Origin of the sequence: Anaeromyxobacter dehalogenans 2CP-1 (assembly GCF_000022145.1) — a bacterium.
GTDB classification, from domain to species: domain Bacteria; phylum Myxococcota; class Myxococcia; order Myxococcales; family Anaeromyxobacteraceae; genus Anaeromyxobacter; species Anaeromyxobacter dehalogenans.
In genome coordinates this window covers 712,244-736,967 of record NC_011891.1, presented here as the reverse complement: position 1 = coordinate 736,967, position 24,724 = coordinate 712,244, and the positions used below count along the sequence as shown (strand labels likewise).

23 protein-coding genes are annotated in these 24,724 nt (G+C 73.4%); 6 read left to right on the top strand and 17 right to left on the bottom strand.

What is annotated here, in order from left to right; translation table 11 throughout:
* Positions 1-2 precede the first annotated feature (2 nt).
* The 12 genes from A2CP1_RS03290 to A2CP1_RS23385 form a co-directional block, all read right to left on the bottom strand.
* The gene (locus A2CP1_RS03290) at positions 3-1,388 is read right to left on the bottom strand and encodes a sigma-54-dependent transcriptional regulator (RefSeq protein WP_012632057.1); all 1,386 of its coding nucleotides are present in this window, start codon (positions 1,386-1,388) and stop codon (positions 3-5) included.
* A gap of 12 nt (positions 1,389-1,400) precedes the next feature.
* Entirely contained in the window at positions 1,401-2,978 is a 1,578-nt protein-coding gene (locus A2CP1_RS03285) for an ATP-binding protein (protein ID WP_012632056.1), read from the bottom strand.
* Positions 2,979-2,988: 10 nt separating this feature from the next.
* Entirely contained in the window at positions 2,989-4,242 is a 1,254-nt protein-coding gene (pilC, locus tag A2CP1_RS03280; RefSeq protein WP_012632055.1) for a type IV pilus assembly protein PilC, read from the bottom strand.
* Positions 4,243-4,310: 68 nt separating this feature from the next.
* Complete coding sequence (locus A2CP1_RS03275) at positions 4,311-5,411, bottom strand: type IV pilus twitching motility protein PilT (RefSeq protein WP_012632054.1); 1,101 nt, start codon at positions 5,409-5,411, stop codon at positions 4,311-4,313.
* Positions 5,412-5,424: 13 nt separating this feature from the next.
* On the bottom strand, positions 5,425-7,131 hold the full coding sequence (gene pilB / locus A2CP1_RS03270) for a type IV-A pilus assembly ATPase PilB (RefSeq protein WP_012632053.1): 1,707 nt from the start codon (positions 7,129-7,131) through the stop codon (positions 5,425-5,427).
* A 183-nt stretch (positions 7,132-7,314) separates the two neighbouring features.
* The gene (gene ribF / locus A2CP1_RS03265) at positions 7,315-8,286 is read right to left on the bottom strand and encodes a riboflavin biosynthesis protein RibF (protein WP_012632052.1); all 972 of its coding nucleotides are present in this window, start codon (positions 8,284-8,286) and stop codon (positions 7,315-7,317) included.
* Between the two features lie 73 nt (positions 8,287-8,359).
* Positions 8,360-8,764 (bottom strand): cytidine deaminase, encoded by a 405-nt coding sequence (locus A2CP1_RS03260; protein WP_012632051.1) that lies wholly within the window; start codon positions 8,762-8,764, stop codon positions 8,360-8,362.
* A gap of 4 nt (positions 8,765-8,768) precedes the next feature.
* Positions 8,769-9,122 (bottom strand): PilZ domain-containing protein, encoded by a 354-nt coding sequence (locus A2CP1_RS03255; protein WP_012632050.1) that lies wholly within the window; start codon positions 9,120-9,122, stop codon positions 8,769-8,771.
* Positions 9,123-9,169: 47 nt separating this feature from the next.
* Positions 9,170-10,018 (bottom strand): purine-nucleoside phosphorylase, encoded by an 849-nt coding sequence (locus A2CP1_RS03250; protein ID WP_012632049.1) that lies wholly within the window; start codon positions 10,016-10,018, stop codon positions 9,170-9,172.
* On the bottom strand, positions 10,015-11,322 hold the full coding sequence (locus A2CP1_RS03245; protein ID WP_012632048.1) for a thymidine phosphorylase: 1,308 nt from the start codon (positions 11,320-11,322) through the stop codon (positions 10,015-10,017). Before A2CP1_RS03245 ends, A2CP1_RS03250 begins: the two co-directional genes overlap by 4 nt.
* A 93-nt stretch (positions 11,323-11,415) precedes the next feature.
* Positions 11,416-11,952: a hypothetical protein gene (locus A2CP1_RS23390; RefSeq protein WP_012632047.1), complete on the bottom strand. Its 537-nt coding sequence runs from the start codon at positions 11,950-11,952 to the stop codon at positions 11,416-11,418.
* Positions 11,949-12,086, bottom strand: coding sequence for a hypothetical protein (locus tag A2CP1_RS23385; RefSeq protein WP_012632046.1), 138 nt, complete (start codon positions 12,084-12,086; stop codon positions 11,949-11,951). The genes A2CP1_RS23390 and A2CP1_RS23385 overlap by 4 nt, the downstream gene beginning before the upstream one ends.
* A 107-nt stretch (positions 12,087-12,193) precedes the next feature.
* Between A2CP1_RS23385 and A2CP1_RS23380 the strand changes: the two genes are divergently transcribed.
* The 3 genes from A2CP1_RS23380 to A2CP1_RS03225 all read left to right on the top strand — a co-directional run bounded on the left by A2CP1_RS23380 (position 12,194) and on the right by A2CP1_RS03225 (position 15,551).
* Entirely contained in the window at positions 12,194-12,925 is a 732-nt protein-coding gene (locus tag A2CP1_RS23380; RefSeq protein WP_049771354.1) for a DUF268 domain-containing protein, read from the top strand.
* 86 nt (positions 12,926-13,011) lie between these two features.
* Positions 13,012-14,262: a hypothetical protein gene (locus tag A2CP1_RS03230; protein ID WP_041450425.1), complete on the top strand. Its 1,251-nt coding sequence runs from the start codon at positions 13,012-13,014 to the stop codon at positions 14,260-14,262.
* Positions 14,259-15,551 (top strand): glycosyltransferase, encoded by a 1,293-nt coding sequence (locus tag A2CP1_RS03225; RefSeq protein WP_012632043.1) that lies wholly within the window; start codon positions 14,259-14,261, stop codon positions 15,549-15,551. The genes A2CP1_RS03230 and A2CP1_RS03225 overlap by 4 nt, the downstream gene beginning before the upstream one ends.
* Here A2CP1_RS03225 and A2CP1_RS03220 read toward each other — a convergent pair.
* A complete protein-coding gene (locus A2CP1_RS03220) occupies positions 15,548-17,107 on the bottom strand; it encodes a lipopolysaccharide biosynthesis protein (RefSeq protein WP_041450424.1) in 1,560 nt (519 codons plus the stop codon). The two genes, A2CP1_RS03225 and A2CP1_RS03220, sit on opposite strands and share 4 nt — an antisense overlap.
* A gap of 125 nt (positions 17,108-17,232) precedes the next feature.
* On the opposite strand from A2CP1_RS03220, the gene A2CP1_RS03215 reads away from it, so the two are divergent.
* The 3 genes from A2CP1_RS03215 to A2CP1_RS03205 all read left to right on the top strand — a co-directional run bounded on the left by A2CP1_RS03215 (position 17,233) and on the right by A2CP1_RS03205 (position 19,491).
* Positions 17,233-17,889 (top strand): class I SAM-dependent methyltransferase, encoded by a 657-nt coding sequence (locus A2CP1_RS03215; protein ID WP_012632041.1) that lies wholly within the window; start codon positions 17,233-17,235, stop codon positions 17,887-17,889.
* 118 nt (positions 17,890-18,007) lie between these two features.
* A complete protein-coding gene (locus A2CP1_RS03210) occupies positions 18,008-18,565 on the top strand; it encodes an FkbM family methyltransferase (RefSeq protein ID WP_041450423.1) in 558 nt (185 codons plus the stop codon).
* 8 nt (positions 18,566-18,573) lie between these two features.
* A complete protein-coding gene (locus tag A2CP1_RS03205; RefSeq protein ID WP_012632039.1) occupies positions 18,574-19,491 on the top strand; it encodes a glycosyltransferase family protein in 918 nt (305 codons plus the stop codon).
* A gap of 15 nt (positions 19,492-19,506) precedes the next feature.
* On the opposite strand, the gene A2CP1_RS03200 is transcribed toward A2CP1_RS03205, so the two are convergent.
* The 4 genes from A2CP1_RS03200 to A2CP1_RS03185 are packed head-to-tail and all read right to left on the bottom strand — an operon-like array spanning position 19,507 to position 24,708.
* Positions 19,507-19,890: a response regulator gene (locus tag A2CP1_RS03200; RefSeq protein ID WP_011419675.1), complete on the bottom strand. Its 384-nt coding sequence runs from the start codon at positions 19,888-19,890 to the stop codon at positions 19,507-19,509.
* A 35-nt stretch (positions 19,891-19,925) separates the two neighbouring features.
* Positions 19,926-21,428, bottom strand: a complete 1,503-nt coding sequence (locus tag A2CP1_RS03195) for a CheR family methyltransferase (RefSeq protein WP_012632038.1) — start codon at positions 21,426-21,428, stop codon at positions 19,926-19,928.
* Complete coding sequence (cheB, locus tag A2CP1_RS03190; protein WP_012632037.1) at positions 21,425-22,450, bottom strand: chemotaxis-specific protein-glutamate methyltransferase CheB; 1,026 nt, start codon at positions 22,448-22,450, stop codon at positions 21,425-21,427. The genes A2CP1_RS03195 and cheB overlap by 4 nt, the downstream gene beginning before the upstream one ends.
* On the bottom strand, positions 22,447-24,708 hold the full coding sequence (locus A2CP1_RS03185) for a hybrid sensor histidine kinase/response regulator (RefSeq protein ID WP_012632036.1): 2,262 nt from the start codon (positions 24,706-24,708) through the stop codon (positions 22,447-22,449). The genes cheB and A2CP1_RS03185 overlap by 4 nt, the downstream gene beginning before the upstream one ends.
* Positions 24,709-24,724 lie beyond the last annotated feature (16 nt).

Below are 24,724 nucleotides of genomic sequence, written 5' to 3'. Positions count from 1 at the left end.
GCTCAGCGGCCGGCGATCCCGAACTTGGCCAGGCGGTACCGCAGCGAGCGAAAGCTGAGCGAGAGCACGCGCGCGGCCTCCGTCTTCACGCCGCCGGTGCGCTCCAGGGCCTGCTCCAGCAGGGCGCGCTCGATCGCGTCCAGGTGCGCCTGGAGGTCGATCCCCGCGTCCGGGAGCGCGGGCGCCGCGCCGGCCGCGGGGGCCGGGGCGGCGGCGCCGCGGAGCGCGTGCGGGAGGTCGCCCGGGAGGATCCGGCCCCCGTCGCAGAGCGTGAGCGCGCGCTCCACCACGTTCGCGAGCTCGCGCACGTTGCCCGGGTAGCCGTGGGCGAGCAGCAGGCGCTCCGCCTCCGGGCTCAGCGCGGGTCGCGCCCGGCCCTGCTCCTCGGCGAAGCGGGCCAGGAAGTGCTCGACGAACAGCGGCAGATCCTCGCGCCGCTCGCGCAGGGCGGGCATGCGGAGCTGGATGACGTTCAGCCGGTAGTAGAGGTCCTCGCGGAACCGGCCCGTCCGGACCTCCTCGGCGAGGTCGCGGTTGGTGGCCGCCACGATGCGCGCGGAGAAGCCCAGGTCGGCGCTCCCGCCCACTCGGCGGAGCTTCCGCTCCTGGAGGGCCCGCAGCAGCTTGACCTGCACCGGCGGCGGCAGCTCGCCCACCTCGTCCAGGAACAGCGTCCCCGCCCCGGCCACCTCGAACAGCCCGGCCTTCGCCTCGGTCGCGCCGGTGAAGCTGCCCTTCTCGTGGCCGAACAGCTCGCTCTCGATCAGGCCCTCGGGGATGGCCCCGCAGTTGATGGCGACGAACGGCTGCCGATGCCCGGCGCGGGCGTGGATGGTGCGCGCCACCACCTCCTTGCCGGTCCCGCTCTCGCCGCTGATGAGCACGGTGGTGCGGGTTCGCGCCAGCTTCTCCACCAGGGCGCGGACCTCCTCGATGGCAGGCGACCGGCCGATGAGCTCGGCGTCCTGCCCGTCGTCGCCGCGCCGGCCCACCCTGTGCCGGAGGACCCGGTTCTCGGCGACGAGCCCGCGGTGCTCGAGCGCCTTCTCGATCACCAGCTTCAGCTCCTCGACCTTGAACGGCTTCAGCACGTAGTCGTACGCGCCGAGCTTCATCGCCTGGATGGCGTTCTCGGTGGTGGCGAACGCGGTGAGGATGATCACCTCCGTCCCGGGCGCCTCGCGCTTGACCGCCTCGAGCAGCTGGATCCCGCTCTCCGCCCCCAGGCGCAGGTCGGAGAGGACGAGGTCGAGATCGCCCTCCGCGGCGCACGCGAGCGCGGCTCCGAGGGTCGCGGCCGCGACCACCTCGTGGCCCTGCTTGCGCAGCAGGATCTCGAGGAACTCGCGCATCGACTGCTCGTCGTCGACCACCAGGATCTTCGCCATGGCCCCCCGATCCTACCCTGTCTCCGCCGCGCGCGCGGGCCCGGGCAGGTGGACCGTGAACCGGGCGCCCTGGCCCGGGGCGGAGCGCACCTCGACCCGCCCTCCGTGCGCGTCCACGATCCGCTGCACCACTGCGAGTCCGAGGCCGGTTCCGCGCTCCTTGGTGGTGTGGAACGGAAGGAAGATGCGCTCCCGCTCCGCCGGCGGGATGCCCGGCCCGTCGTCCTCGACCGCGAACCAGGCGCCGCCGTCCTCGCCGCCGCACGCGACCGCGATGCGCCCCCCGCGCCCCCCGAGCGCCTGCGCCGCGTTGCGCAGCAGGTTCCAGACCACCTGCCGGATCTGGTCCGGGTCGCAGGCCGCCGGCGCCGGGGAGATCTCGCGCGACAGGACCAGCCCGGCGGCGGCGGGATCGTTCGTGAACACGCGCAGGGCGTCCTCGAGCAGGCTGGCCAGGTCCACCGCGCCGGGCCGCAGCGGGGCCGGACGCGCGAAGCGGAGGAACTCGGTGACGAGCTCGTCCAGGCGCGACGCCTCGCGGAGCACGATGTCGAGGAGCCGCCGCTCGTCGCCGCCGAGCGGCGCCTGCGCCCGCAGCAGCTCCACCGATCCCGCCATGGAGGCGAGCGGGTTGCGCAGCTCGTGGGCGAGACCGGCCGCGACGCGTCCCAGGTCTGCCAGCCGCTCGCTGCGCTGGAAGGCCTGCTCCATGGCCCGCAGCCGCGTGAGGTCCTGGAAGATGGCCGCCGACCCGATCTCCGCGCCGGCCCGCCCCATCAGCGGGAAGACGGTGTAGCCCAAGGTGAGCCGCTCGCCCCGGGCGTTCACCCACTCGACCTCGTCCCGGCCGGTGCCCGCCTGGAGCGGCAGCACCTCGCGGATGGGCCGCCCGAGCGCGCGCGCCAGCGGGATCCCGGTCACCTGCTCGGCCGCGACGTTCAGGAACGTCACGCGCTCTGCGCGATCGACCGTCACCAGCCCGCTGGTCAGCGACTGCACGATCGACTCGTGCAACGCCGTGATGGCCTCGAGGTCGCCCTCGCGCTCCGCCAGGCGCTCGCCGGTGCTGCGGAGCAGCTCGGCGAGATAGGACGCGAGCGCCGCCGTCACCAGGAACGCGCCGCCGTGCGCGAACACGGTCACCACCGGCGCCGAGCCGGGGCGCCAGGTGGCGGCGAGCATGACGAGGTACCCGAGCAGCGCCATGCCCGCGGCGGCGATGGCGCCGCGGCGGTACAGCAGGATCGCGCCGTTCACGACCGCCAGCGAGAACATGAAGACGAACACGCTCTCGACGCCGCCGGTGAGCGACCCCACCGCGGACGCGATCGCCACGTCGAGCGCGATCTGCGCGTACGCGACCGCCACCAGGCCGGCGTTTCGGCGCAGCGCCACGGCGAACACCAGCGAGCCCGCGTACGTCGCGGCGACGACGCCGTACAGCGGCGCGAGGTACGAGCCCGCCTCTCCGCCGACCTGCCAGCCGACCAGGGCCGTGCCGCCGAGCAGCACGGTCACGGTCACCAGGCGGAAGAACGTGAGCCAGACGAGCTTTCGGTGCAGCCCCGGCTCTGCCCCGGATCCGCTCATCCGTACTCGGCTACTTGATGGTCCCGGCGATGTTGAAGATCGGCATGTACATCGCGATCATGAAGAAGCCGACCGTGCCGCCCAGGAACACCATCATCAGCGGCTCGATCATGCTGGTGAGCGCGCCGACCGCGACGTCCACCTCGTCGTCGTAGAAGTCGGCGATCTTGTTGAGCATGGCGTCCATGGCGCCGGTCGCCTCGCCCACGCCGATCATCTGCACGACCATCGCAGGGAACACCTTGGTCTCGGCCAGTGGACCGGCGATGTTCTTGCCCTCGGAGATCTTGGCGCGGACGTACAGGATGCCCCGCTCGATGGTCCGGTTGCCCGCCGACTTCGCGACGATCTCGAGCGCGTCGAGGATGGGCACGCCCGAGGACAGCATCGTGCCGAGCGTGCGCGTGAAGCGCGCCACCGCTACCTTGCGGACGAGCGGCCCGAACACCGGCAACTTGAGCACCGTGTCGTGCCAGATCTCCTGCCCGCGGCCTTTCCGTGTCGCCGTCTTGAACGCCACGAACAGCGCGACCGGCACGCCGACGTAGACGAACCAGTAGTTCCGGAACCCGTGCGAGATGTCGATGAGGAACTGCGTCGGGGCCGGCATGGCGCCGCCGAAGTCCTTGAACATCTTCTCGAACGTCGGGACCACGAACGCGATCAGGACCGCCACCACGCCGACCGCGACCGTGAGCACGATGGCCGGGTACACCATGGCGCCCTTCACCCGGCGGCTCAGCTTCTCGTTCTTCTCGATGTAGGCGCCGAGGCGCTGGAGGATGGTGTCGAGGATGCCGCCGATCTCGCCGGCGCGCACGAGCTGGACGAACAGCTCGTCGAAGACCTTGGGGTGCTCGCCGAGCGCGTCCGCGAAGGTCGAGCCGGACTCGACCTTGACCTTGACGGTCGAGAGGACCCTGCGGAACTCGGGGTTGTCCGCCTGGGTGGCGATGATGTCGAGGGCCTGCACCAGCGGGAGGCCGGCGTCGATCATCACCGAGAACTGGCGGGTGAAGACCAGGAGGTCCTTGGTCGTGACGCCGCCCATCCCGGGGATCTTGAGCTGGATCTCCTTGGGCTTGCGGCGGACCTTTTCCGGCTCGATGCCCATCTGCCGGAGGCGGGCCTGCACCGCGGCCGCGTCCTGTGCCTCCATCTCGCCGGAGCGCACCTCGCCCTGCCGGGTCTTGCCGGACCACTTCCACACCTTGGCCGGCGTGGCTGCCCGGGTCTTCACGTTCGCGGCTGCGGCCTGGGCCATGGTCTCCTCACGAAGCGACGGCTCCCGCATCCTAGCGCGGGGGTGGGATCGGGTCGAATCCGGGGCTGCTACCGCGCCGCACCTTGCGGCGGCCCGCGCAGCGCGGCGCCGCTCGCGATGATGTTCTTCAGCTCCTCCGCGTCGGAGGACCGGCCGAGCGCCTCCTCCAGCGTGATGAGGCGCTTCGCGAACGCCATCGCCAGGCTCTGGTTGAAGGTCTGCATGCCGAACTTGGCCTGGCCGACCTGCATCTGCGAGTAGACCTGGTGCACCTTGTCCTCGCGGATGAGGTTCCGGATCGCGGGGTTCGGGACCATCACCTCGATGATGAGCACGCGGCCGGGGCCGCCGGCCCTGGGCAGCAGGTTCTGGGTGAGCACGCCCTCCAGCACGAAGGAGAGCTGCGCGCGGACCTGCGGCTGCTGGTAGGGCGGGAACACGTCCAGGATGCGGTTGATCGTCTGGACCGCGCTGTTGGTGTGCAGCGTCGCGAAGGCGAGGTGGCCCGTCTCGGAGATCACCAGCGCCGCCTCGATGGTCTCGAGATCGCGCATCTCGCCGACGAGCACGACGTCGGGATCCTGGCGGAGGATGTACTTCAGCGCCTTCTTGAACGAGGCGGTGTCCGCCCCGACCTCGCGCTGGTTCACCACGCAGTTCTTGTGCGGGTGCAGGTACTCGATCGGATCCTCGATCGTGATGATGTGCTCGTGGCGGTCCGTGTTGATCTTGTCGATGATCGACGCGAGCGTGGTGGACTTGCCGGAGCCGGTGGGGCCGGTGACGAGCACCAGGCCGCGCGGCTTCTTGGCCAGCTCGGCCACGATGGGCGGCAGGCCCAGCTCCTGGAAGGTGAGGATCTTGAACGGGATGGTGCGGAACGCGCCGGCCACCGCGCCGCGCTGCATGAAGACGTTCGCGCGGAAGCGCGAGAGCCCCTTCACGCCGAAGGAGAGGTCGAGCTCGCTCTCCTCCTCGAACTTGTGCTTCTGCGCGTCGGTGAGGATCGAGTAGCAGAGCTGCTTCGTCTCGACGGGCGAGAGCGGCGGGGTCTTCAGCGGCACCAGCTTGCCGTCGATGCGGAGCTGGGGCGGGGAGCCGGTGGTGACGTGGAGGTCGGAGGCCCCCTTCTCGACCATCGCCTTCAGGAGCTGGTGCAGGTTCGCCAAGGTTGGCCGTCTCCTAGAACTTGTCCGGCGCGGTGTTGCCGACCGCCTCGGCGAGGCTGGTCATGCCGGTCTTCACCTTGTTGAGCGCGCTCATGCGCAGCGTGCGGAAGCCGAGGCGGATCGCCTCCTGCTTCAGCTCGGCGGCGGAGCAGCCCTGGATGACGAGCTCCTTCAGCCCGTCCCAGAGCGGCATCACCTCGTACACCGCCACGCGCCCCTTGTAGCCGCGGTCGTTGCAGGCCTTGCAGCCGCCCGGCTCGTACACCTGGAACGTGCCGATCTCCTCGGCGGGGAACCCGGCGTCGAGCAGCGCCTGCTCGTCCGGCGCCACCGCCTTGCGGCACTCGGGGCAGAGCCGGCGGCAGAGCCGCTGCGCCACGATCGCGTTCAGGGACGCGGTCACCAGGAACGGCTCGATGCCCATGTTGAGGAGGCGGGAGACGGTGCCGGGCGCGTCGTTGGTGTGCAGCGTCGAGAGCACGAGGTGCCCGGTGAGCGCGGCCTTCACGCCGATCTCGGCGGTCTCGAAGTCGCGGATCTCGCCGACCATGATGATGTCGGGGTCCTGCCGCAGGAAGCTGCGCAGCGCGGCCGCGAAGTTGAGGCCGATGTCCTCGTGCATCTGGACCTGGTTGATGCCGAAGAAGTTGAACTCCACCGGGTCCTCGGCGGTGGAGATGTTCCAGGCGACCTCGTTCAGCTTGGAGAGCGCCGAGTAGAGCGTGGTGGTTTTGCCGGAGCCGGTCGGGCCGGTGACGAGGACCATGCCGTAGGGCCGGTCGATCGCCTCCATGAAGTCCTTGAGCTGCTGCTCCTCGAACCCGAGCTTCGTCATGTCGAGCTGCAGGTTCGACTTGTCGAGGAGGCGCATCACCACCTTCTCGCCGAACAGCGTCGGGCAGATGGAGACGCGGAAGTCCATCTCCTTGCCCTTGCCCAGCTTCAGCTTGATGCGCCCATCCTGCGGCAGCCGGCGCTCGGAGATGTCGAGCTCCGACATGATCTTGAGGCGCGAGATGATGGCGTTCCGCAGCTTCATGGGCGGCTTCATCACCTCGTACAGCACGCCGTCGATGCGGAAGCGGACGCGGAAGTCCTTCTCGTAGGGCTCGACGTGGATGTCCGAGGCCCCCTTCTTGATGGCGTCGAGCAGGATGAGGTTCACCAGCTTGACGACCGGCGCCTCCTCCGCGCTCTTCTCGAGGTCGACGACGTTCATGTCGTCGCCGTCGGCCTCGACGATCGCGACCTCCGAGTCGTCGAAGCCCTGCATCACCTCGTCGAGGTCGGGCCCCTTCTCCGCGTAGTACTTCTCGATCGCCTCGCGGATCGCCTGCTCGGAGGCGACCACCACCTCGACGTTGTAGCCGGTGAGGAACTTGACGTCGTCGATGGCGAAGATGTTGGACGGGTCGCTCATCGCCACGATGAGCGAGGAGCCGGCGCGGTTCACCGGGATGACCTGATGCTTCTCCGCGGCCGCCTTCGGGACGAGCTTCAGCACCTCGTCGTCGATGTCGAAGTCCTTCAGCGAGATCGCCGGGACGCCGTACTGCTTCGAGAGGAAGCCGGTGAGGTCGCTCTCGGCGATGGCGCCCTGCTTCACCAGCAGCGAGCCGATGCGCCCTCCGGTCTTGCGCTGCTCGTCCTGGGCCTTCTGCAGCTGCTGCAGGGAGATGAGGTTCTCCCGCACCAGCAGTTCGCCGAGCCGTCCGGACATGTCGTCTTAGCCCTCGTTGCCTTCGCCGGAGCGCGGCGGGATCCGCGCGGGGAGCCCAGCGACCTTAACAGGCGGTTCCTGGGAGGGTCAAGGAACGGGCCAGGTCGAAGCCCGCGATTTGCAAGGAGAAAGCGACACGGTCCCTACATCGGACCCGCTGGTCGGCAGGCGCGCAGGGCGCCCTCAGCCGGCGAGCACGCGGTGCGCCGCCTCGACGTCCCGGGCGATCTGCGCGCGCAGCGCCTCCACCGACGGGAAGCGCTGCTCGTCGCGCAGGCGGGCCAGGAAGGCGAGCCGGATGGGCGTGCCGTACAGGTCCCGGCCGTCGAAACCGAACAGGTGCGCCTCGGCGACTGGGGAGGCCCCCGACTCCACGGTGGGTTTCACGCCCACGTTGCACACGCCGCCGTGCACCGCCGCGCCGGAGAGGCCGGTCTCGCGGTGGGCGCCGCCCAGCTCCGCGCGGACGACGTAGACGCCGTTCGCGGGCAGCAGGCCCGTGGTGGCCACGTTCGCGGTGGGGAACCCGAAGCCGCGCCCGCGCCCCGCCCCGCGCGCCACCTCGCCGTCGAGGTCGTAGGGACGGGTGAGGAGCTGCGCGGCCGCCTCCACGTTCCCCTCGCGCAGGAACTCGCGGACCTTCGTGGACGACACCACCAGGCCGTCGACGGTGACCGGGTCCACCACGTGGAGCGAGATGCCGTGGCGCTCCAGCAGCGGGCGGAGCGCGTCCACCCGGGCGCGGTCGCGACCGGCGGTGAAGTCCCAGCCCACCACCACGTCCGCGACCTCGAGCCGGCCGGCCAGGTCGCGCGCCGCGAACTCGGCCGCGGGCGTGCCGGCGTAGCCGAGGTCGAACGGCTGGACCACCGCCGCGTCGAGCCCGAGCCCGGCGAGCAGCTCGAGCTTGCGCGGCAGCGGCGTGATCACCCGTGGGGCGAGCTGCGGCCGGAGCACGCGGACCGGGTGCGGCTCGAAGGTGAGCACGCCGGCGCTGCGCCCGCGCGAGGCGGCCCAGGCGCGCGCCACCTCGGCGAGCTTCTGGTGCCCGAGGTGGACGCCGTCGAAGTTCCCGATCGCGACCGCGCCGCCGCGGAGCACGCCAGCGGCGGCAGCCTGCTCCGGGGAGCGGAAGACCTGCACGCCGCCGTTCATAGGTCCGGGGCCCCCCGGCGTCAATCGCACGCGCGTGCGGCCGTTCGCCCGCGCCGGCGCCCCGGACGACCGCCTACAGGAACCGGCGCCCGAACGCGCTGGGCAGCAGCGCGCCGAGGGTGGTCTCGACCCGGGCGCCGCGGGCGCCGGCGAGGACCACCGGGAGGTCCGGCCCGCCGAACTCGGCGAGCGTCTGGAGGCAGGCCCCGCAGGGCGGGGTCGGCGGGCTGGTGCCGCTCGCCACCGCCACCGCCTCCAGGCGGCGGGCTCCCGCGGCGACCGCGGCCGCGACCGCGGCGCGCTCGGCGCAGACGGTCAGGCCGTAGCTCGCGTTCTCGACGTTGCACCCCGCGTGAACGGCCCCGCCGGCGCGCACCGCCGCGCCCACCCGGAAGCGCGAGTACGGGGCGTAGGCCCGGCCGCGCGCGGCGCGGGCGGCGCGGACGAGCTCGTCGCGGGTGCCGACCGGAGGCGCCACGCGCTCAGGCCTGCTGGAGGAAGCGCGCGATGGCGAGCTCCGCGTCGAGCGGGATCTCCACGAAGCGCAGGTGCGTGCCGAAGCGCTCGTCCTCGCGCGTGACGCCCAGCACCTCCGCGACGGCGCGGATCTCGCCGCCGTGGCCGGGCAGGATGAACCGCAGCTCGAACCGGCTGCCCGCCGGCGGGTGGAGGCCGTCGAAGTAGACGCCGCCCAGCGCCAGGTTGCCCCGGCGCGGCTCGAACGATCCGCCCAGCGCGGCGTCGCGCACCAGCAGCTCCAGCGGCACCCGGCCGCTGTCGCGTCGATCCGCCTCCGGCGTCACCGCCGGTCCACCTGCCGTGTTCGGCTCACGCATGCGCGCCACCTCGGGATCGCGAGGCTAGCAGCGCCCGGGGGGCGCCATCAACGCCCGGCCCGTGCGAGAAACGCCGACACCAGCGCCCCGAGCTGGTCCCGGACGCGGTCCGCGGTCGCGGCCACCTCCGCGTGCGTGAGGGGCTTCCGCACCAGCCCGGCCGCGTGGTTCGTCACCACCGAGAGCCCGGCCACGGGCACGCCCATGTGGCGCGCCACGATCACCTCCGGGACGGTGGACATGCCCACCAGGTCCGCGCCGAGCGCCCTCAGCATGCGCACCTCGGCGGGCGTCTCGTACGAGGGCCCCAGCATGCAGGCGTACACGCCGCGGGCGAGCGGGAGCCCGAGCTCCGCCGCGGTCGCGTCGAGCAGCGCGCCCAGCCGCTCGTCGTAGGCCTCGGACATGTCCGGGAAGCGCGGCCCGAGCCGGTCGAGGTTCTCGCCGACGAGCGGGTTCTGGCCGGAGAGGTTCAGGTGGTCCGTGATGCGCACCAGGTCGCCGGGGCCGAGCGCGGGGTTCACCCCGCCCGCCGCGTTGGTGACGAGCAGCGCGCGAATGCCGAGGCCGCACAGCACGCGGGCGCCGAAGGCGACGTCCTCCGGCGACCAGCCCTCGTACACGTGCACCCGCCCCTGCATGGCCGCGATGGGCACCGGGCCACCCTCCGCGTCCAGCTCGCCCAGCACCAGCCGCCCGGGGTGGCCCACCACCTTGGCGACCGGAAAGCCCGGGATGCGCTCGTAGGGGATCACCACCGGGTGCTGCAGGCGCTCGGCGAACGCGGACAGGCCGGAGCCCAGGATGACGCCGGCGGCGGGCGCGGCCTCGGCCTGGCCGCGCACCCAGGCGAGCGCGTAGGAGAGCCGGGTGGGGAGATCGGCGCGCCGGGTCATGTCAGCCTCTCGAGGAACAGGGGCGCGGCGGGGGGCGCGGCCGGGCCGATGCGGTACGCGCCCGCGAGCCGGGCGGCGATGCGCTCGCGCGGCTCGCTGCGCGGGCCGTGGTGGACGACGCAGAGCGGCTCGCCCCGCTCGACGCGGTCGCCCAGCTTGCGCTCGACGAGGATGCCCACCGCCGGGTCGACCGGGTCGTCCACCCGGGCACGCCCGGCGCCGAGCGCGACCGCGGCGAGCCCCACCGCCTCGGTGTCCACGGCCTGCACGAACCCCGCGGCGGGAGAGGGCACGGGGTAGGTGCCGGCGGCGCGCGGCAGCCGCGACGGATCGCGGATGGCGGCCGGATCGCCGCCCTGCGCGGCCACGATCTCCTCCAGCTTGGCGAGCCCGCGCCCGTCGCCGATGGCCTGCTCCACCGCCGCGCGCGCCGCGGCGAGCTCCGGCGCGACTCCGCCGGCGAGGAGCATCTCGGCCGTGAGCTCGACCGTGATGGCCCGCAGGTCCGCGGGCCCGCCGCCGCGGAGGAGCTCGAGCACCTCCGCGACCTCCAGCGCGTTCCCCACCGCCCGGCCGAGCGGCTGGTCCATCCCGGTGAGCAGTGCGGTGACCCGCTTGCCCATCCCGCGCCCGATCGCCGCGAGCGTGCGCGCCAGCGCCCGCGCGTCCTCCGGCCGCTTCATGAACGCGCCCGAGCCGACCTTCACGTCCAGCACCAGCGCGTCGATCCCCTCGGCCAGCTTCTTCGACATGATCGAGGCGGCGATCAGCGGGATCGACTCCACCGTGGCGGTCACGTCACGCAGCGCGTAGAGCTTCCGGTCCGCCGGCGCGAGGCGCGCGGTCTGGCCGATCAGGCAGGCGCCCACGTCGCGCACCTGCGCGCGAAAGCGCTCCACCGGCAGGTCCACCCGGAACCCCGGGATCGCCTCCAGCTTGTCGAGCGTGCCGCCGGTGTGGCCCAGGCCGCGCCCGGAGATCATCGGCACCTTCACGCCGCAGGCCGCCGCGAGCGGCGCGAGCGCGAGCGAGACCTTGTCGCCCACGCCGCCGGTGGAGTGCTTGTCCACCTTCGCTCCCGGGACGTCCGATAGATCGAGCACGTCGCCGGAGCGGAGCATCGCCTCGGTGAGCGCGCGCACCTCCGCGTCGTCCATGCCGCGGAAGAACACCGCCATGCAGAACGCCGCCATCTGGTAGTCGGGGACCTCGCCGTGGGTGAACCCGTCCACCAGCGCCGCGATGGCGTCCGCGGGCAGGACCCGGCCGTCGCGCTTCGCGTGGATGATCTCGTAGGCGCGCAAGCGGCCCTCCCGGCGCACCGGCGTCGGCGCGTATTCCGAGCCTAGCGCAGGGCGCGGCGCCGCGCGACGGCAGCGGTGGGGGGGGCGGCGCGCTCACGCGCCGACGATGACCCGGAGAGCCTCCGCGACGAGGCGCGCGCTCCGGACCAGGCGCGTCGCCGCGTTCGCGCGCGCCTCGGCGGTGGTCCGCTCCTGGGCCCAGCGCACCAGGAGGTCTCGCGCGCGAGCAGGCACGATCGCGACGACGTCCTCGATCACCACCACCTGTCGGCCGGGACCGGCGCGCAGGACGCCCTCAAGCAGCGCGCCGATATCAGGCCATTGCTCCGCCCGGTGCGGCAGGGGAGGAGGCGCCAGGAACAGCCGGGCGTCGTCGATCAGCACGGCGTGCTCCACCGGCGCGCCGAGCACGATCCCGAGCTCCTCCAGGACCGGGCACTCGTCCCCTGCACCGTACGTTTCCCCACCGCTCCAGTGTGCGTCGAGCCAGAACACCGCAGGAGCTGGAAGCGCCGGGACGATCCGTCTCAGCACCTCGCGGGAGTCGCCGCGGACCACCTCGACGTTCTCGATCGGCGCCAGGCTCGCGCGAGCCTTCGCGAACAGCGCCTCCGAGGCCTCAATCGTCACGACGTGGCCGAACCATCCGGCCGCCCGCCGCGCGGTGTGTGGTGCGTGCCGGTCTCGACGAAGGTCCCGGCGCCGAGCTCCAGGCGAAGGGCGTTCACCAGGCCCTCGGGCGGCCCCATCCTCACGATGCCCATGCTTATCTCCTATCCGACGCAACGGTATACTTCGCCATCCCGCGTCCTGGCGACCTCGCCGCGCGCTGGGAGGAGGGACGTCCCGGGTGCACCGTGAAGCGGCGTGGATGGTTCGGCGGGCGGCGTACGAGGCGCTCCGGCGCGTTGCCGGCGCGGGCGCGTGGGTCGGGCGCTGGGTGCGGTTCTGGCGCACCTACCGCGACTTCGACCGGCTCGCGCCCGACGTGTGGCGGCTCGATCCTGCGCTCGCCATTCCCAGGGTGGGTGAGGACACCGCCACCACGCCCGTGGACCCCATCTACTTCTACCAGGACGCCTGGGCGTTCCAGCGCATCGTCGCGGCCCACCCGCCGTCGCACGTCGACGTGGGATCTCACCACAAGTTCGTCGCCCTGCTCTCGCGGGTCGTGCGCCTGACGATGGTCGACATTCGCCCGCTCGAGCTTCCGCTCGACGGGCTTCTCTTTCGCGAGGGATCCATCCTCTCGCTTCCGTTCGAGGACGGATCGATCCCCTCGCTCTCCTCGCTGTGCGTGATCGAGCACATCGGCCTCGGCCGCTACGGGGATCCGCTGGATCCGCTGGGCCACGAGAAGGCCGTGGCCGAGCTGAAGCGCGTGCTGGCGCGCGGCGGGGACCTGTACGTCTCGGTGCCGGTCCGCGACGGGAACCGGGTCCACTTCAACGCCCACCGCGCCTTCGACGAGGCCTACTTCCTCTCGCTGCTCGCGCCGCTCGAGGTCGTCGACCGTGCGTACATCCACGGGTCCCGGCTCGTCCCGGTGCGCCCACCCCGCGCGGACGCGGTCGGCTGCTATCACCTCCGCGGACGCGGATGATCCCCCTCGCGCCCATCCCCCTCGCACGCCATGCGTGCCCCGGCTGCGCGCGCCCGCTCCGCGCCGTGGGGTTTCGCGTCCCGGGAATGCGATGCCTCGCCGCGCTCGAATGCCCACCCTGCGGGCGATCGTTCTACGGCGACCTCCCGTCCGGCCACGGCCTCTACTACCCCATGCTCCTCGACCGGGCGACGGGCGAGGTGACCGGCCCGGCGATGGGCGCGTGGTTCGGGGCCTGGTTGCGGGACGGGTGGCGGCACCGGACGAGCGACCCGGTGCCGCTCGAGGTCGAGCGGCTGAGGCCGGTCCGGCGACCCCTGCTGCTCAACTGCCTCGACGGCATCTACGGCCACGCCCTGCTGAAGCTGCTGAACGCGCAGGGCCACCTCGCTCGTCACGCCGCGTACGATTTGGTGGTGCTGGTCCCGCGCTTCCTTCGCTGGATGGTGCCGGCGGGCGCCGCCGAGGTCTGGACCGTCGACCTCCCGCTGCGACGCGGAGCGGGCTGGTACGACTGGCTCGCGGACGACGTGGCGCGGCGACTCCCCGGACCGGCGATGCTCAGCGTGGGAACCGGGCTGCCCAATGCGCGCGACGTGGACATCGAGCGCTTCACCGGGGTCGCGCCCTTCCCGGAGCGACGCCTCGGCGAGCCGGTGGAGCGCGCCGTCGTCACCTTCGTCCTGCGGAACGACCGCCCCTGGGGTGCTGACCCGCTGGACGCGGCAAACCGCGGGATCGTCGGGTGGTCGCGACGCGCGGCGGAGAGGGTGCGGCTCGCGCCCTCGGGCACGGCCCGCCAGCTCCGCCGCGTGGCGCGGTTCGGCGAGGCGCTCCGCGCCCTCTGGCCGGACCTCGACCTAGCCGTGACCGGGCTCGGTGAGCGCGGAGGGCTTCCGGACTGGATCGGCGATCTTCGGGGCCCGCGGCCCACCCCGGCCGACGAGCGGGCCGCCTGCGCGCGCTTCGCCGCGAGCCATCTCGTGCTCGGCGTCCATGGCTCGAACATGCTGCTGCCGTCGGCGCACGCGGCCGCCACCCTCGAGATCGCCTGGGGCCCGAACCTCGACAATGCCTTCCAGGATCTCCTCCTGCGACGCCAGGATCCGCGCATCGCCGCATTTCGGAGCCGCGTGCTCCCCGGAGAGACCACACCCGACACGCTCGCGGCACACGCCGCCTCGCTGCTGCGTTGCGGCCCGCAGGCGAACCGCTTCGCGCCCGAGTGGAACGATCACGATCGGCTGACCCGTGATCCCTTCGCGCTCGCGGAGGGCGCCTGGCGGCACCCGCCCGCCGATCGGCCGGGGCCGCCAGATCCGGGGGCGGGCGCGTGAGGGTCGTCCACGTCAGCACCTCGGACTCGCAGGGCGGGGCGGCGCGCGCGGCGCTCAGGCTCCATCGCGGCCTGCGCGACGCCGGGGTAGACTCCTCGATGCTCGTGCGGGAGCGGTTCCTGAACGAGCCCGAGATAGTGCGCCTGCGAGGACGTGCGGCCCGCCTCCTCGGCAGCGGTGGCGCCGTCGCCGAGCGTGTCACCGGACGGCTTTATCCCCACCACGCCCCCGTCATGTTCGGCGCGAGCTGGGTACCGGATCTGGTCGCTCGCGAGGTGCGGGCCCTGCGGCCGGACGTCGTGAACGTCCACTGGGTCGGCGCGGGGTTCGTCACGCCGGAGAGCATCGGCCGGCTCGCGCGACGCGGACCGCTCGTCTGGACCCTCCACGACACCTACCCGTTCACCGGGGGCTGCCACTACTTCGGGGACTGCGAAGCCTACGCGGCACGGTGCGGCGCCTGCCCGGCGCTGGGCTCGCGCGCCGCGCTCGACCTGTCGCGGGTGGGATGGCTGCGGAAGTGGCGGGCGTTGCGGCGCGCGCCGCTGGTCGCGGTGGCGCCCAGCCGATGGATGGCGGACGCGGCACGGCGGAGCTCGCTCTTGCGGGACGCCCACGTCGAGGTCATCCCGAACTCGATCGACACCGACGTGTTTCGACCGATCGAGCGGTCCGAGGCGCGTCGCGCGCTCGGACTGCCACTCGACCGGCGGATGCTGCTCTTCGCTGCCGCCAGCGGCGCCAATGATCCGAAGAAGGGCTTCCAGCACCTGGCCGCCGCGGCGCGGATCCTGGCAGCGAACGGCGGTCTTCCGCTGGAGCTCGTCGTCGCCGGGACGCCTCCGGCCGGCGCCCGGCCCGACTGCGGGGTGCCGGTGCGCTGGCTCGGCGTGATCGGCGACGATCGTGCGCTGGCCGCCTGGAATGCCGCCGTGGACGTCGCCGTGGTCCCATCCGTGCAAGAGAACCTGGCGAACACCGTGCTGGAGGCGCTCGCGGCCGGCACGCCGGCGGTCGCCTTCCGCGTCGGCGGCATGCCGGACATGATCGAGGATCGCGTGAGCGGAGCGCTCGCGGAGCCGTTCGACCCGCGTGCCCTGGCGGACGCGATCCGCTGGGTGGTCGAGGATCGGTCGCGCCACCTCGAGCTGTCCGCGGCCGCGCGGCGGCGCGCCGAGTCCGAGTACGCGCTCGCGGTCCAGGCGCGACGGTACCGCGCACTCTACGAGGACCTCCTGCGATCGGGTGGCCGGAGCGCCCGCACAGCGTCCGCGAAGGCGAACGGCTAGGCGTGACCGCGCCGGCGCAGCGCCGCGAGGAGCACGGGCCGGAACGACGCAATCACGTCGCGCCGCCTGGCGGGGCCGCCCGGAAGCAGCTCGCCCATCGCCAGCTGCGCCGCCGCCGCGACCACCGTCGCGCCGGCCCCCTCGGCCACGAGCCACGGCCACGTCGGATCACGTCCGATGGCATCGTGTCCGAGCACCAGCCCGCTCATCACCAGCAGCGCCGCGGCCGCCGGCGCCCAGACCTGGACCGCGAACTTCGGGAGCGACGCCTCGGCCGAGAAGTGCGCACGCCAGATGAGCGCCACGAAGCCCCACCGCAGGATCATGCCCGCGAGGAGGCCGTAGCCCACCCCGGGGAGCCCGAGGCGCGGCACGAGCACGAGGCTCATCGTGAGCACCGTCAGGCCGAGCAGCGGCGCGCACACCGCATTCCACCGGGGCTCGCCGACGCCCAGCACGTACTGGAATGGCGCGACCGCGGCGATGCCGACGACCCCGGCCGCGCACAGGACGCGGAGCGTGCCCGTGGCGGCCCGCGCCACGTCCGGCGAGATCCAGAGGTGGAGGAAGTCGCCCCCGACGGCGGCGACGACGGCCGCGCAGGCGCCGAACACGGAGGTGAGCGTCCAGCCGGCGAGCAGCGTGAGGCGGCGGGCGCTCACGAGATCGGCCTGGCCCTCGCGGTGGCTCACCGCCGGGAACAAGACTTCGCCGAGCTCGCCGAACGTGCCATAGAGCTGGATGTACACGGCGTGCGCGACCGCATACGCCCCGACCACCGCGGGCGACGACAGGATTCCCAGGACGTAGCGATCGGCCCAGCCCGCGAGCATTCCACCGACCGTCGCGGTGACCTGCCAGCCGCCGAACCGAGCCGACCGGCCAAAGGCGGCTCGGTCGAAGCGCGGCGGCCCCCCGGCACCGGGGAGGAGGCGGTCCGCGACGCGGCGGTAGATCAACGCGACGGCGGTGGCGACCACCACCTGGCCGGCCACGACCCAGCGCAGGTCCCGGGTGACCACCGCAGCGATCACCTGCGCGGCGGCCGTCAGCGCCGTCGAGATGGTCCCGATGCGCAGGAGCACGTCGTAGCGCTGGTGCGCCGCGACCGTGCTCACCCAGGCGCCCTGGGTCATTCCGACGAGCCACGCCAGACCAATGAGGCGGAACGCCGTGGCGGCGGCCGCGGCCCGCTCGGCCGGGATCGCGAAGACCGAGCTGGCGAGCCAGCCCGCCAGTCCCGCGAGCGCTGCGGCGCCGGCGAGCCCCATCGCGAGATTGACCATCAGCGTCGTGTGCACGACCTGCACCGCGCCCCGGCGCTCGCCCGCCCCGACCGACTGCGCTACGTAGCGGACGCTCGCGGCGCCGAAGCCGGCGTCCAGGAGCGCGAGCGGTGCCACGGCGGCCTGGCACAGTGCGAGCACGCCCCACTGCGACATGCCGAGGAGGCGCGTCAGGATCGGCACGCTCAGGAAGGAGACGGCGATCCGCACCACCGTGCCGAGGAATCGCCACGTGGCGCCCGCCGCCAGCGGCGGGGCCGATCCCGGCAAAGCCGGTCCATCGGCCGGGGGTGCCGCAGGCTCCTCGAGCATCGAGCGAATCTAGAGGAACTGCGCGGACGAGTCGATCCGGGCGGCATTGACCTCTCGGACCAGCCCGGCGAGACTGCCGGATCTTGAGCGCCGGCAACCCCATCCTGCGGCTCGCGTGGCGCGCGGTCCAGCTGAGCGGGCTGGACGACCGGCTCATGCGCTCGCAGGTCCCGGCGCTGCACGCGGACGGCTGGTTCCGGAGCCGGCGGGAGCACCGCAGCGTCGATCTCGCCGGTGAGCCGCTCCCCTGGATCTCCTACCCCGCCATCGAGCTTTTGCGCCGCCGGGTGCGGCCGGACATGACGGTGTTCGAGTACGGCTCCGGCGCGAGCACCGCCTGGTGGGCGCGCCGCGTTGCGCGCGTCGTCGCCGTGGAGCACGACGCCGGATGGGCGGAGCGCGTAGGCGCGCAGCTTCCGCCGAACGCCACCGTGACGCACGTTCCGCTCGACGACGGCGGCGCGTACGCGCAGAACGTGCTCGCGCACGGCGTCCGGTTCGACGTCGTCGTGATCGACGGCAGGCAGCGCGTCCGTTGCGTGGGCGCGGCGATCGAGGCGTTGCGGCCGGGAGGGGTGATCGTGTTCGACAACTCCGACCGCCCGCAGTACGAGCCCGGCTTCCGCGCGCTCGCCGACGCCGGGTTCAAGCGCGTCGAGTTGATCGGGCTCGCGCCGGCAATCGACTACAAGACCGAAACATCGATCCTCTACCGCGGCGAGAACTGCCTGGGGCTCTGACGTGGGACGCTGGACCGGCCATGCCGCGTGGGCGACCATGCGGCTCCTGCGCACCTTCCACCTTCGCCCAACCGCGCATCCGCTGGTCCGGATTGGAAGCGCGTACGGTGGCTACGTCGTGCCGCTCCCGCTCGTCGCGCCGGACTGGATCGCCTACTCGGTGGGGATCGGAGAGGACGCGAGCTTCGACCTCGACCTCATCCGGAGAACGAGGTGCACCGTCCGCGCCTTCGATCCGACGCCCCGGGCTGCGCGGTACCTGGCCGCCCTTCCGGAGCGCCCGCCGCAGCTGACGTACCATGCGTTCGGAATCTGGAACCGGGACGGCGAGGTGCGGTTCTTCGCGCCCCGCGACCCGTCGCACGTGTCGCACTCGATCCACAACCTGCAGGGAACGTCGACGTCCATCGCCGTCCCGATGAAGACGCTCGCGTCGGCGATGCGGGAGGCGGGAGACGCGCGCATCGACCTGCTCAAGCTGGACGTTGAGGGCGCCGAGTACGACATCCTCGACGACCTGCTCGCGACCGCGGTGAGGCCGCGGATCGTCTGCGCCGAGCTGCACGATCCGTGGCCGCGGCGGAACCTTGCCCTCGTGCGCCGCCTCCGCGCCGCAGGGTATCAGCTGGTCGCGCTGGAGCCCCCCACCGTCACGCTCGTCCGGCTCGGCGGGTGAGCGATCGCATGCGCCACGCTCCCGTCGCCGCATTCGTCTTCCGTCGCCCCGCCCGCGCGCAGCAGATGCTCGCGTCCCTCGCGGCGAACCCCGAGGTCCGCGACACGCAGGTGGTCGTGTTCTCGGACGGTCCGCGCAGCGCGGCGGACGCAGCCGCCGTCGACGAGACCCGGCGCGTGGTCCAGGCGGCGGGCCTTCCGCACCTCGAGGTCGTCGCCCGGGAGCGGAACCTCGGCCTGGCCAGGTCGGTTCGAGAGGGCGTGACGCGCCTGTGCCGCGAGCACGGGCGAGCGATCGTGCTCGAGGACGACCTGGTGCTGTCACCGACGTTCCTCGAGTACATGAACGCCGCGCTCGACCGCTACTCCGAGGATGAGCGCGTCTACGCGGTCTCCGGCTTCCAGTATCCGGTCAGGCTGCGCGCGCCCGAGGACGCCGTGTTCCTCCCCTTCATCAGCTCATGGGGCTGGGCGACCTGGGAGCGAGCGTGGCGCCACCTCGACGGCGAGGCGACCGGCCGCGCACGGCTGCTTGCCGATCCCGCGCTCCGCCAACGCTTCGACCTCGGCGGCAGGTACGGCTTCTCCGGGATGCTGGAGGACCAGGTGAGCGGCCGAAGCGACTCCTGGGCGATCCTCTGGTACCTGACGGTGTTCATGCGCGGCGGGCTCGCGCTGTTCCCCGCGCGTTCGCTCGTCGAGAACCGCGGGTTCGAGGCGGGAGGCACCCACTGCCCGGAGGACGCCCCTCGCCACATTCGCGCGGTGGCGCAACCGTTCAGGGTCCGGACCTGGCCGGAGCCCCGGGTCGACGCCGCAGCCTACCGCCGCGTCACCCGCTGCATGGGCTTCGACGCGACGATCCCGGGGCAGCTCCTGGCGCTCGGCGAGCGCCTGCTGCGTAGGTTGCGCGCCTCGGGGCGATGACCGCACCTTCTCCCCCTACCAGATGATCGACTCCACCAGCTCGTCCACCATGTCCCCGAGCCGCTCGATGCCGTGCGACTTGGACAGGAAGCCGTCGGCGCCGGCCTGCTCGGCGATGGGCTCGAGCTCCTCGTCGGTCTTCGAGCTGAACAGGATGATGGGGATCTTCTCGGTGTGGAAGTCCTGCTTCAGTACCCGCACGATGTCCTTGCCCGAGATGTCCGGCATCATGAGGTCGGTGAGGATCACCTCGGGCTGGAACCCGTCGAGCTGCGCCTGGAACTCGAGCAGGTTCGAGGCGGCCGCGACGCGGTAGCCGCGGTCCTCGAGCACGGCCTTCTCCATCTCGAGCGTGATCGCCGAGTCGTCGAGCAGGAGGATGCGCTTCTTCTCGGCCATGTCGATTCGCCTCCCGCCGGGAGCTCCGGGCCGCCCTACAAGGCGGCGAGCGCGTACTCGGCCGCGCGCGCAAACGCGCTGCCGTCCTCGGGGATGTCCGGATAGTACCCCAGGAACGCCTGCGCCCGTCCGTCCGGCCGGCGGCGGTACGCCTCCAGCGCGTTGCGGTACGCCAGCCGGGCGCGGACCACGTCGCGCTGTGCCTCGCGGCAGCGGCCCAGGTAGTAGTGGCCGAGCGCGAGATCGGGGTCGAGGAACAGCGCGCGCGCGAGCTCCAGCGCGGCCTCCTCGGCGTCGCCGCCCGAGAGCAGGTGGATGCCGTAGAACAGGTGCGCCTCGGCGCTGAGCGGCTCGAGCGCCAGCGCGGCCTGGTAGCTGGCGCGGGCGCGGTCGGGCTGGCGCAGCACGCCGTACAGGTTCGCGAGCGTGAGCCGCGCGGCCAGGTCGTCGCCGCCCTTCTCCAGCAGCCGCTCCAGCAGCTCGCGCGCGGCGCCGAAGCGGCCGTCGGCGAACAGCGCCACCGCGGCGTCGAGGTACTCCTGCGGCGCGAGGGGCAGCGGCTCGGGGTCCGGCGCGGGCGCGGAGGGACGCGCGGCGGGCGGCGGCACCAGCGAGAGGTGGCGCACTGGCGGCGGCGCCGCCGGCATCTGCACCAGGTGCGGGCGGGACGGCGGCGCGAGCGGGGCGGACGGGCCGGCGCGGGTGGGCGCCTCGGGGCGGCGGTACAGGAACGCGCCGGAGACCTCGGTGAGCTCGAAGCCGTCGAACAGCCGGAACAGCGACTCCGAGTAGCCGAGGAACAGGTACCCGCCCGGCGCGAGCGCCTCGTGGAACTGCGCCAGCACCGCCTGCGTGGTGGGCGTGTCGAAGTAGATGATGACGTTCCGGCAGAACACGACGTCCCAGCCGCCCTCGGCCGGGCGCGGGAACGCGGACGACACCAGGTTGTGCGGGCGGATGGCGCGCAGGTACCGCCGGAGGCCGGAGCGCACGTGGAACGCGTCGCCGTCGCGATCGAAGTGCCGGCCGAGGTAGTGCGCGGGGATCTCGCGCACGCGCCGCGGGTCGTAGGCGCCGCGCGCGGCGAACGCGACCGCCTCGGGGTTCACGTCGGTGGCGAGGATCTCGACGTCGTCCGGGCCCGCCCCGGCGTCGGCGGCGGCCATGGCGATCGAGTACGGCTCCTCGCCGGTGGCGCAGCCGGCCGACCAGATGGCCACGCGCCGCCCGCCGGAGCGCGCGCGCTCGAGCAGACCCGGCAGGATCGCGTCGAGCGCCCGGAACTGCCGCTCGTCGCGGAAGAAGCTGGTCTTGCCCACCGTGACGAGCGGGAGCAGGCGCCGCAGCTCCTCGTCGCCGGCGCCGGAGCGGAGCAGCGCCAGGTACGCGCCGGAGTCCGCGACCGCGGCCAGGCCCTCGAGGCGCGCCGCCACCGCGATGCGCAGCGCGGAGTGGCCCTCGCGGCGCACGTGGAGCCCGACCCGCTCCTTGAGCAGCGCGGCCAGCTCCAGCAGGTGCTCGGACGCGATCGGCTTCACCGCGTCAGCTCCCGGAGCGCGCGCGGGATCTCGTCCACCGGCAGCACCCGGTCCACCGCCCCGAGCTCCACCGCGGCGCGCGCCATCCCGAACACCGCGCTGGTGGCCTCGTCCTGCGCCAGCGTGGGACCGCCCGCGTCCTTGATGACCCGCAGCCCCTCGGCGCCGTCCCGGCCCATCCCGGTGAGCAGCACGCCGCAGCAGCGCCGCCCGTACTGCCGCGCCGCGGAGGTGAAGAGCGGCGTCACCGACGGGCGGAACGTGTCCACCGGCGGCGCCCCGGAGAGCCGCGCCACGCCCTCGCCGAGGACCAGGTGCCGGCCGGTGGGCGCGATGAGCACGCGCCCGGGCCGCAGCGGCTCGCCGTCGCGGGCCTCGCGCACGTCGAGGCGCGACTCCTGCGCGAGCCAGCCGGCGAGCCCGGCGGTGAAGCCGTCGGCGATGTGCTGGACCACGGCGATCGGCGCGGGGAAGTCGGGCGGCAGGCCGCGGAGCACCGCCGCGAGGGCGCGGGGGCCGCCCAGCGAGGCGCCGATCACCACCACCTCCACCCGGGCGCCGTGCGCCGGCGCCGCGTCGCGGCGCTCCCGCAGGCCGCGCAGGTGCCGGATCACCTTCACGCCGGCGAGCAGCCGCAGCCGCGAGCGGATGAGCCGCCCGTACTCGCCCAGGTCGGCGGTGGCCGACGGCTTCTCGAGGATGTCGAGCGCGCCCAGCGAGAGGGCGCGGAAGCCCGCCGCCTCGGTGGGGTTCGCGGTGAGCACGAGGATGGGCGTGGGCGTCTCCGCCATGATCCGCGCGATGCCCGAGTAGCCGTCGGCGTCGGGCATGTGCAGGTCCATGGTGACGACGTCCGGCCGCAGCGCGCGGGCCATGGCCGCCGCCGCGTCGCCGTCCGCCGCCACCGCCGCCACCTCGAAGCCGGGCTCGGCCGCGACCACGCGCGCGAGCAGCTCGCGGAACAGCTCGGAGTCGTCGGCGACCAGCACGCGGATGGGCCGGTCCCCCGCGGCCAGGCTCACGTGGGGACCCCGCACAGCCGCTCGAGCGTGACCGCGAGGCTCTCCGCGTCGAGCTCGCCCTTCACCAGGTAGGCGTCGGCGCCGGCGTCCACGCCCCGCCGCCGCTCCTCGGGCGCCGAGAGCGAGGACATGATCACGATGGGCAGCTTCACGAAGCGCGGCGTCGCCTTGACCCGTCGGGTCAGGTCGATGCCGTCGAGCACCGGCATCTGCACGTCGGTGACGAGCAGGTGGTACTGGCCGTTCTGCAGCCGCGCCCAGCCGTCCTCGCCATCCACCGCCTCGTCCACCTCGTGGCCGAGCGAGCGGAGCAGCGCGGCCTCGGCCTCGCGCGCGATGGCGCTGTCGTCCACCAGCAGGATCCGGAGCCGGCGGCGATCGCGCCCCCGGGTCATGGCCGGCGAGGCGAGCCGGCGGGCGGCGTTCACCAGGTCCGGCGTGGAGAGCAGCACCGCCACGCGCCCGTCCTCCAGCGCCGCCGCGCCGGTGACGAAGCGCATGCCCTTCAGGAACGCGCCCGGGGCCTTCACCGCCACCTCGCGCTCGCCGTGCAGGCCGTCCACCACCACCGCGGCCCCCTCGGACCCGTGGCTCACGTACACGACCATGGGCCGCTGCGCGCGGGGGCCGCCGTTCAGCGAGAGCAGCGGCCCGAGCGCCACCACCGGCATGAGCCGGTTGCGGTAGCGCACCGCGCGGATGCCGGCCACCTCGGTGCTGTCCTTGGGGTCGAGCCGGCCCACGCTGTCCACGTCCACCGCCGGGACGCCGTAGACGTCGTCGTCGATCCGGACCAGCAGGACCTTCATCAGCGACAGCGACTGCGGCATGCGCAGCGTGAAGCGCGTGCCCTTGCCCGGGCTCGACTCCACCGTCACCGATCCGCCCAGCGCCGTGACGCGCTTGCGGACCACGTCGAGCCCCACCCCGCGGCCGCTGGTCTCGCCGGCCTGCTCTCGGGTGGAGAAGCCGGGGGTGAAGATGAGGTCCAGGGCCGCGCGCGACGAGAGGCTCGCGGCCTGCTGCTCGCCGATGAGCCCCTTGCGCAGGGCCGCGGCGCGCACCGCCGCCGGGGTGATGCCGCGCCCGTCGTCGTCCACCGTCACCGCGAGCAGGTCGCCGTCGGTCCGCGCCGAGATGGTGATGCGCCCCACCCGCGGCTTCCCGGCCGCCTCGCGCTCCTCCGGCGCCTCGACGCCGTGATCGACCGAGTTGCGCACCAGGTGGACGAGCGGGTCGTTCAGCGAGAGCAGGATGGATTTGTCCACCCCGGTCTCCGCGCCGCGCACCACGCACTCGACCTCCTTCGCCTGCTCGTGCGCCATGTCGCGCACCGCCCGCGGGAAGCCGGCCAGCACGCCGGAGAGCGGGATGAGGCGGGCCTCGCCGATCCGCTCGGAGAGCTGGCCGAGCTGCGCGTGCGCGCTCGAGGCGGCCTCGGAGTGGACGCGCGCGAAGCGGAACGTGTCGGAGCGGAGCAGGTGGACGTCGCCCTCGATCTGCTCGACCAGCTTGGCGGTGCGGGGGTCGCGCACGCGCTCGGCGAGCGCCACCACGCGGTCGGAGATCCGCGCCCAGCGGGCGAACAGGCCGACGAGGTCCTTGGAGCGGCGCATCGCGCGCGCGCCCTCGACCATCACGTCGCCGGCCAGGGCGGCGATCTCGTCCAGCCGGTCCACGTCCACGCGGATGGACGCGGCGGGCTTGTCCCCGCGCAGCTCGGCGCGCGGCGCCTCCTCGGCGTGCGGGACCGCGGCGGGCGGAGCGGGCTGGGCGGCCTCGGCCTCGCGCGGCGGGGGGGACGGGGCGGCCGGCGGCGCGGCCGGCGGCGCGGCGGGGGCGGGCGCGGCGGGGGCCGCCGCGGTGGCCTCGGGCGCAGGCCCCCCGGAGATGAGCGCGCGCATCCGCTCCGCCAGCGCGGTCGCGGCGGCGCCGCCGTCGGCGGGCGCGTCGAGCATGGGCAGGATCGTGTCGCACGCGCTGAGCAGCGCGTCGATCCGGTCGCCCGGGCGCTCCGCCGGGAGCGCCTTCAGCAGGTCCTCCGCCGCGTGCACCACGGTGGAGATCCCCGCGAAGCCCATCATGCGGGCCTCGCCCTTCAGCGTGTGGAGCTCGCGGGCCAGCTCCTCGCGCACCTCGGGCGTCGCGGCGCCGCGCTCGATCTCGAGCAGCGCCGCCGAGATCTTCTCCACGCGGTCCGCGGTGGTCTCGCGGAAGCGCGGGAGCAGCTTCTGGCGGATCTCTTCGGAGATGCCCATGGCGGCGGCGGTCTGC